This window comes from uncultured Xylophilus sp. (assembly GCA_913776965.1).
Lineage (GTDB): Bacteria > Pseudomonadota > Gammaproteobacteria > Burkholderiales > Burkholderiaceae_C > Xylophilus.
Genome location: CAJYQL010000095.1, coordinates 1 through 7,692 on the forward strand (window position 1 = coordinate 1; position 7,692 = coordinate 7,692).

The 7,692-nt window shown below is 67.8% G+C and carries 7 protein-coding genes; 4 read left to right on the forward strand and 3 right to left on the reverse strand.

From position 1 onward, the window contains the following. From QZ500_RS13560 to ybaL, 4 genes are all read left to right on the forward strand, one after another. Positions 1-760: acetyl-CoA C-acyltransferase (locus tag QZ500_RS13560; protein ID WP_295855932.1), on the forward strand; the 760-nt coding region annotated here is incomplete at its 5' end. A gap of 79 nt (positions 761-839) precedes the next feature. Beyond that, a complete protein-coding gene (gene phbB / locus QZ500_RS13565; protein ID WP_295855933.1) occupies positions 840-1,577 on the forward strand; it encodes an acetoacetyl-CoA reductase in 738 nt (245 codons plus the stop codon). Between the two features lie 162 nt (positions 1,578-1,739). After that, positions 1,740-3,083, forward strand: a complete 1,344-nt coding sequence (locus tag QZ500_RS13570) for a dicarboxylate/amino acid:cation symporter (protein ID WP_295855934.1) — start codon at positions 1,740-1,742, stop codon at positions 3,081-3,083. Positions 3,084-3,263: 180 nt separating this feature from the next. Beyond that, on the forward strand, positions 3,264-4,955 hold the full coding sequence (ybaL, locus tag QZ500_RS13575) for a YbaL family putative K(+) efflux transporter (RefSeq protein ID WP_295855935.1): 1,692 nt from the start codon (positions 3,264-3,266) through the stop codon (positions 4,953-4,955). A gap of 70 nt (positions 4,956-5,025) precedes the next feature. Here ybaL and QZ500_RS13580 read toward each other — a convergent pair whose 3' ends face one another. The 3 genes from QZ500_RS13580 to QZ500_RS13590 form a co-directional block, all read right to left on the reverse strand. After that, positions 5,026-5,433: a hypothetical protein gene (locus tag QZ500_RS13580; protein WP_295855936.1), complete on the reverse strand. Its 408-nt coding sequence runs from the start codon at positions 5,431-5,433 to the stop codon at positions 5,026-5,028. Between the two features lie 93 nt (positions 5,434-5,526). Continuing rightward, complete coding sequence (locus QZ500_RS13585) at positions 5,527-7,398, reverse strand: M14 family zinc carboxypeptidase (RefSeq protein ID WP_295855937.1); 1,872 nt, start codon at positions 7,396-7,398, stop codon at positions 5,527-5,529. Between the two features lie 157 nt (positions 7,399-7,555). Continuing rightward, a partial coding sequence (locus QZ500_RS13590) for an MOFRL family protein (protein WP_295855938.1) occupies positions 7,556-7,692 on the reverse strand: 137 nt, incomplete at its 5' end.

Here is a 7,692-nt window from a genome sequence, read left to right on the forward strand (position 1 = left end):
CGACACCATGATCGTCGACGGCCTGTGGGACGTCTACAACCAGTACCACATGGGCATCACGGCAGAGAACGTCGCCAAGCAGTACGGCATCACCCGCGAACAGCAGGACGCCCTGGCGCTCGCCAGCCAGCAGAAGGCCGCCGCCGCCCAGGACGCAGGCCGCTTCCAGGACGAGATCATCCCGGTCCACATTCCGCAGAAGAAGGGCGACCCGGTCGTCTTCGCCGCCGACGAATTCATCAACCGCAAGACCAACGCCGAGGCGCTGGCGGGCCTGCGCCCGGCGTTCGACAAGGCCGGGGGCGTGACGGCCGGCAATGCCTCGGGCATCAACGACGGTGCCGCGGCCGTAATGGTAATGACCGCCAAGAAGGCCGCCGCCCTGGGCCTGAAGCCGCTCGGTCGCATCGCCAGCTACGCCACCGCCGGCCTCGACCCGACGATCATGGGCATGGGCCCGGTGCCGGCCTCGAAGAAGGCGCTGGAGCGTGCGGGCTGGAAGGCCTCGGACCTGGACCTGCTCGAGATCAACGAAGCCTTCGCCGCCCAGGCCTGCGCCGTCAACAACGAGATGGGCTGGGACACCTCCAAGGTCAACGTCAACGGCGGCGCGATCGCCATCGGCCATCCGATCGGTGCGTCGGGCTGCCGCGTCCTGGTGACGCTGCTCCACGAGATGCAGCGCCGTGACGCGAAGAAGGGCATCGCCTCGCTGTGCATCGGCGGCGGCATGGGGGTTGCCCTGACTATCGAGCGCTGAGCGCGGCGCTCACAATGAAACGGCGGCGCCGGCTCCGGTGCCGCCCACAAAACCCACAAGAGATTTCAGGAGAGATTGAATGAGCCAGAAAGTAGCCTACGTGACTGGCGGCATGGGCGGCATCGGGACCGCCATCTGCCAGCGCCTGCACAAGGAAGGTTTCAAGGTCATCGCCGGCTGCGGCCCGACCCGCGACTACGACAAGTGGCTGGCAGCGCAGAAGGCGCTGGGCTTCGACTTCCACGCGTCGGTCGGCAACGTCGGCAACTGGGACTCCACCGTCGAAGCCTTCACCAAGGCCAAGGCCGACCACGGTTCGATCGACGTGCTGGTGAACAACGCCGGCATCACCCGCGACCGCATGTTCCTGAAGATGAGCCGCGAGGACTGGGATGCGGTGATCGAGACCAACCTGAACAGCATGTTCAACGTGACCAAGCAGGTCGTCGGCGACATGGTGGAAAAGGGCTGGGGCCGGATCATCAACATCAGCTCGGTCAACGGCATGAAAGGCCAGGCCGGCCAGACCAACTACTCCGCTGCCAAGGCCGGCATGCACGGCTTCTCAATGGCGCTGGCGCAGGAGTTGGCCAACAAGGGCGTGACGGTCAACACCGTGGCACCAGGCTACATCGGCACCGACATGGTCAACGCGATCCGCCAGGACGTGCTCGACAAGATCATCGGCACCATCCCGGTCAAGCGCCTCGGCCAGCCCGAGGAAATCGCCTCGATCATCGCGTGGCTGGCCTCGGAAGAGGGCGGCTATTCGACCGGCGCCGAATTCGCCGTGAACGGCGGCCTGCACATGGGCTGATGTCGCGAACGGCTTCGCGCATCCGACTCGCAAGACCCGCTTCGGCGGGTCTTGTCGTTTCTGATGCGCGCTGCCCACAGGACGCGACCGATGTGGATAGCCACAATGGATTTGCGCGCACGCGGCTCTACAGTCTCGGCTTCCCTCTCAGAGTGCACATTTATGACAACATCGCATTCCACGGGCAAGCGGCCGCTGCACCGCTCCCTCTACGTCCAGGTCATCTGCGCTGTGATCCTCGGCGTGCTGCTCGGTCATTTCTATCCGGCGCTCGGCGCCGACATGAAGCCGCTCGGCGACGGCTTCATCAAGCTGATCAAGATGATCATCGCGCCGATCATCTTCTGTACCGTCGTGGTCGGCATCGCCGGCATGGAGGACATGAAGAAGGTCGGCAAGACCGGCGGCCTGGCGCTGCTGTATTTCGAGATCGTCAGCACCATCGCGCTGGTCGTGGGCCTGGTGATGGTGAACGTGCTCAAGCCCGGCGCCGGCATGAACATCGATGCTTCCACGCTCGACACCAAAAGCATCGCGGCCTATACCGGGCCCGGCAAGCTCGAAGGCACGGTCGATTTCCTGCTGCACGTGATCCCGACGACGGTGGTCGATGCGTTCGCCAAGGGCGAGATCCTACAGGTGCTGCTGTTCGCGGTGCTGTTCGGCTTCGCGCTGCACCGCTTCGGCGGCCGCGGCACGCTGGTGTTCGACTTCATCGAGAAGACCTCGCACGTGCTGTTCGTGATCGTCGGCTTCATCATGAAGGTCGCGCCGATCGGCGCCTTCGGCGCGATGGCCTTCACCATCGGCAAGTACGGCCTGGGCTCGCTGTTCTCGCTCGGCAAGCTGATGGCGGTGTTCTATGCGACCTGCCTCTTCTTCATCTTCGTGGTGCTGGGCACGATCGCGAAGCTGCACGGTTTCTCGATCTGGAAGTTCATCAAGTACATCAAGGAAGAACTGCTGATCGTGCTGGGCACCTCGTCTTCCGAGTCGGTGCTGCCGCGGATGATGGAGAAGATGGAGAACCTGGGCGCCCGCAAGTCGGTGGTCGGCCTGGTGATCCCGACCGGTTATTCGTTCAACCTCGACGGCACCTCGATCTACCTGACGATGGCAGCGGTGTTCATCGCCCAGGCGACCAACACGCCGATGACGCTGATGCAGGAGCTCACGCTGCTGGCCGTGCTGTTGCTCACCTCCAAGGGCGCCGCCGGCGTGACCGGCAGCGGCTTCATCGTGCTGGCGGCGACCCTGTCGGCGGTCGGCCATGTGCCGGTGGCCGGTCTGGCGCTGATCCTCGGCATCGACCGTTTCATGTCCGAGGCGCGTGCGCTGACCAACCTGATCGGCAACGGCGTCGCAACGCTGGTGGTCGCCCGCTGGACGAAGGACCTCGATATCGACCGCATGCAGGCCGGCCTCGACGGCCAGACATGGGAAGAAGCGCAGGAGCCCGAGCAGGTGGCCGATGCCCGCACTGCAACCTTCCAGCCGGGCCGCTAAGTCCGCAGCGTTCGGCTTACTCGCAGGCCCCGGCGATCCCGGGGCCTTTTTCTTTTGGGGCGCCGTGCGTTCGCGCGGTTATAACGGAGCAGATGCACACGTCGGCAGCCCCTCGCGGTCTGCGACGTCGTGCCCGCCCCGCACACCTCAACCCCCTCGCCACGGAAGGATCCGCCGCCGATGCCGCATAGCGTCTCGCTCATCAACACCATCGCCGCCGGGCTGGGGCTTGCCCTGGTGCTCGGCTTCATCGCGACCAAGGCGCGCCTGCCGGCGCTGGTGGGCTACCTGCTCGCCGGCGTGATCATCGGCCCGTTCACGCCGGGCTTCGTCGCCGATGCCGAGATCGCCGCGCAGCTCGCGGAGATCGGGGTGATGCTGCTGATGTTCGGGGTCGGCCTACATTTCTCGCTCGACGACCTGCTGGCGGTACGCAAGATCGCGTTGCCCGGCGCGGTGGTGCAGATCGCGGTGGCGACCCTGATGGGCATGGGGCTGGCGACGTTCTGGGGCTGGAGCTTCGGCGGGGCGCTGGTGTTCGGCCTGGCGTTGTCGGTCGCGAGCACAGTGGTGCTGCTGCGCGCGCTCGAGACGCTGGGCATCCTCGATTCCTTCACCGGTCGGGTCGCGGTCGGCTGGCTGGTGGTCGAGGACCTGGCGATGGTGCTGGTGCTGGTGCTGCTGCCGCCGCTGGCCGAATGGCTGAAGGGCGGCGACATGGGTTCGTCGGCCGCGCTGTTCAAGACGCTGGGTTGGACGCTGCTGCAGGTCGGCATCTTCGTGGCCCTGATGCTGGTGGTCGGCCGGCGGGTCTTTCCCTGGCTGCTCTGGCAGGTGACGCGCACCGGCTCGCGGGAGCTGTTCACGCTGTGCGTGGTGGCCGCTGCGGTCAGCATCGCCTTCGGCTCGGCGGCGCTGTTCGGCGTGTCGTTCGCGCTCGGTGCGTTCTTTGCCGGGATGGTGATGCGTGAGTCGGAATTCAGTCACCGCGCGGCCGAGGAATCACTGCCGCTACGCGATGCGTTCGCCGTGCTGTTCTTCGTCTCGGTCGGCATGCTGTTCGATCCGCGGGTGTTGGTAGACCGGCCGTTCCAGGTGCTGGCGGTCGTGGCGATCATCTTGGTCGGCAAGTCGATCGCAGCGGCGGCCTTGGTGCTGGCCTTCCGGTACCCGCTGCACACTGCCCTGACCGTTTCGGCGAGCCTGGCGCAGATTGGCGAGTTCTCCTTCATCCTGATCGGCCTGGGCATGTCGCTCGGTCTGCTGCCGCCGGAGGGCCAGAGCTTGGTGCTGGCCGGCGCGCTGATCTCGATCGCGGTGAATCCGGTGGTGTTCAAGGGCATCGAGCCGATCCGCAGCTGGCTGCTGGCGCGTTCGGCCTTCGCGCGCCGGCTGGAGCAGCGCGACGATCCGCTCGCGGAACTGCCGGCCTCGACGCACGACCGCTACCTGTCGCGCCAGGTCGTGCTGGTCGGCTACGGACGGGTGGGGCGGCGCATCGCGGCGGCGCTGGCGGACAAGGGCATCCCCTACGTGGTGGCGGACGAGAACCGCGACCTGGTGGAGAAGCTACGTGAGGAGGGCGTGGCGGCGGTCTCGGGCAACGCGGTCGAACCGGTGGTGCTGGTGCAGGCGCACATCGCGCGCGCCCGGATGCTGGTAATCGCGACGCCCGACTCGATGGACGTGCGGCAGATGATCGCGACCGCCCGCACCCTCAACCCCGACATCGAGATCGTGGTGCGCACCCACAACGAGGAAGAGGCGCGGCTCTTGGAGCAGGAGCATGCCGGGAAGATCTTCCTTGGCGAGCACGAGCTGGCGCAGTCGATGGTACGCCACGTGCTCGACCGCGCAGGCGCGCACGGCTGAAGGCGCCCCGCCCGGACCATGACAAAGGGCCCCGTGGGGCCCTTCGTGCGTACGGTGTGCCGGAGGCGGATTACTTCAGGTCTTCGATCACCAGCGTACGGTACTTCTGCGCGAGCGAGAAGTTCACCCGGCGGACGACCTCCATCACCCGCTCGGTGTCTTCGGCGGAGTCGGCCTCGATCACCAGGCCGTGGTGGCCTTCGCGCGCCAGCTTGTCGAAGGCGCGGACGGTGGCGCCTTCGGTGCCGACGGAGGGCAGCGGAATGTCGGTGCCGTCCTCGGTCTTGCTGATGTCGCGGAAGATGGTGGCCGGGCTCAGGCTGTGGACCTGGTCCGCCGTCACGCGGCCTTCCTCGACCAGGGCGTCGGCGGTATTCAAGGCATCATCCTTTTCGGGGAACATGATGACGGCGTAGCCGGTCGGGTAGAACACGCCGCCCATCGTGACCATGCTCGGGTCCAGCACGAACTCTCTCATTCTTGTACTCCTTGCGCAGCCGGATCGCTGCAAGTAAAGCGTACGGCAGGGGCCGGGCATCGTCCTGTAGGACGGTGCCACGACGCCGGGCGGTCAGGGAGCGACTTCTTCGTAGCGCAGGGTCGGCACGGTCGCGACGCGGCCGACCGATTCCAGCCGGTCGATCACCCGGTTGGCGAAGAAGCTGTTCTGCGTGTCGGGCTCCAGCGCCGCGACGATGAGGTTGCCAAGCGGCTGGCTGAGCGGGACGTAGTAGCTGCCGATCGGAACGTCCACCAGGCTGCGGGTCAGGGCGACCTCGACCTTGACGATGCCGCCGCCGACCGTGCCGGCCGCCGGGCCGTCGGCCACCGTACCGCGCACGTCCTGGCGGGCGCCTTCGCTGCGCATCGTCTCGCGGTAGCTGTCCATCAGCAGCGAACTCGATTCCGACACGCGCAGCACCTGCACGCCGGCGGCGCGGAGCTTGTCCACCGCGGCGGTCGAAGACGCGTCGAGCCAGTAGCCGCAAGGCCGCCGGCGCGTCTTGACGTTGCGCAGTTCTAGCGCGGAATTCCATTCCACGTCGACGCTGCGGTCGGCGCCGGTGACCGGGTCGAGCATCAGCAGCGCGCGGCGGGTGGGCGTGGGCGCCGCTTCGACCACCGCATCGGCGCGGCAGGCGAGCGCGCTGACATCGCGATCGACGAACGACTTCAGCTGCTTCAGGTCCTCGGCCCGCGCCACGGTGCTCTGCAGCACGCTGGTGGCGGCGACGACGTGGGTGTGCACCCGCCGCTGGATGTGCAGCCGGCCGATGCCGACACCGCGCGTCTCGAGCAGCACGCTGACCGTGTTCTTCAGGCCGTTCACGTTGCGGCCGGTGTCGGGCTGGGTGCCGCCCATCGACACCCGCAGGTCGTTCGGGTCGGTCGAGGTGGTGTAGTACCACTCGCTGGTCAGCGACTGCTTCTGCAGCGAGGCGACCAGCGGGCGCCGGAACCATTCCTCCGATGCCTTGGTGACGAATTCGGGCAGGTTGGCGGTGGTGGCGTACTGCAGCAGGCCGTCGAAGCGCTGGACCGCATTGAACTTCTGCACGAAGCGACCGGCGACCGTGTATTCGTGGGCGTCCACCACGACCGTCGGCTTGTAGTCGCGCACCAGGCGCGCAAGCGCCAGCGCCTCGGGCGTCTTGAGCAGCAGATGGTCGCGGTTCATGTCGATGCCGTTGGCCGTCACCCGGGTGCCCGCGGCGGCGCCGTCGGGGTTGGCGCGCGGCACCACGATCACGTTGATGCGCGACAGCACCGGCGTCAGCAGACCCTGGGCGACCTCGCGCGCGATGACCAGCAGCGCCTCGGCGCCGGCCGGCTCGTCGCCGTGCTGCTGGCCGATCAGCAGCACCGTCGGCCGGCCGTCGGCCAGCAGGGTGGAGGCTTCGGTGTTGGCGGACTGGGTGAGCACCAGCGCGTCCAGCGGCTCGGCGCGCTGCGAGGTGCCGATCGGCACCAGCGCGGCCCGCACCGTCGGGCTGCGGGCGGCGGCGGCCACTTGGTCCTGTAGCCACTGCCGCATCTCGGCGGTGGTGGTGAAGGTGGTGCGGCCGGGCGCGAGGCCCGGCGTGGTGTAGACGGTGGCGGGATCCGGGAAGCGGGCAGCGACCGCTGCGCTGTAAGGCAGGGCCGGCTCGGCCTGCACGGCCGGCGCCGCGGGTACGACGGTGCCGGGGCGCGGGCTGACCGGCATGGTAACCGCGCCGGGGGGCGGCATGTTTACCACCGGGGGCGCAGACGGCACCACCCGGGCCGGCTGGGCGACGGTCGCCGGCCGGGTCGTGGCACCGTTGTCCCAGGTCGGCAGCGGTGTGGACGAGCAGGCGGCGAGCAGTGCGAGCGGCAGGGCGGCGAGCGCCCAGCGGGACGGGCGACCGGCGTGGTCGGCGGCTGCGCGGCGGACGGGACGGAGGAGGCGGTCTCGGGACATGGGAATTTCCTCGGCGGGATGCCGTGCAGGCGGGTCGGGGGCCGGGCGCTTGCGCCGGCGGAGGCCAATGGTACGGTCGGTGCCTCCCCGGAATGTTACGACTGCGCACAATCCGACGAAAAATCGGCTTTTGCGCAGACGGGCTGTGCGCAGGACGCTACAGAATCAGGAGCGCGCGGAAGTCGTTGACGTTGGTGTGCGTCGGCCCGGTGATCGCCAGATCGCCGATCGCCTCGAAGAAGCCGTAGGCGTCGTTGCGATCCAGGTGGTCGGCGATGCGCACGCCCGCGGCGC

Coding starts and splice junctions, on each gene's coding strand:
- ybaL (WP_295855935.1), top strand. CDS start 3,264: ATGCCGCATAGCGTCTCGCTCATCAACACCATCGCCGCCGGGCTGGGG.
- QZ500_RS13580 (WP_295855936.1), bottom strand. CDS start 5,433: ATGAGAGAGTTCGTGCTGGACCCGAGCATGGTCACGATGGGCGGCGTG.
- QZ500_RS13570 (WP_295855934.1), top strand. CDS start 1,740: ATGACAACATCGCATTCCACGGGCAAGCGGCCGCTGCACCGCTCCCTC.
- phbB (WP_295855933.1), top strand. CDS start 840: ATGAGCCAGAAAGTAGCCTACGTGACTGGCGGCATGGGCGGCATCGGG.
- QZ500_RS13585 (WP_295855937.1), bottom strand. CDS start 7,398: ATGTCCCGAGACCGCCTCCTCCGTCCCGTCCGCCGCGCAGCCGCCGAC.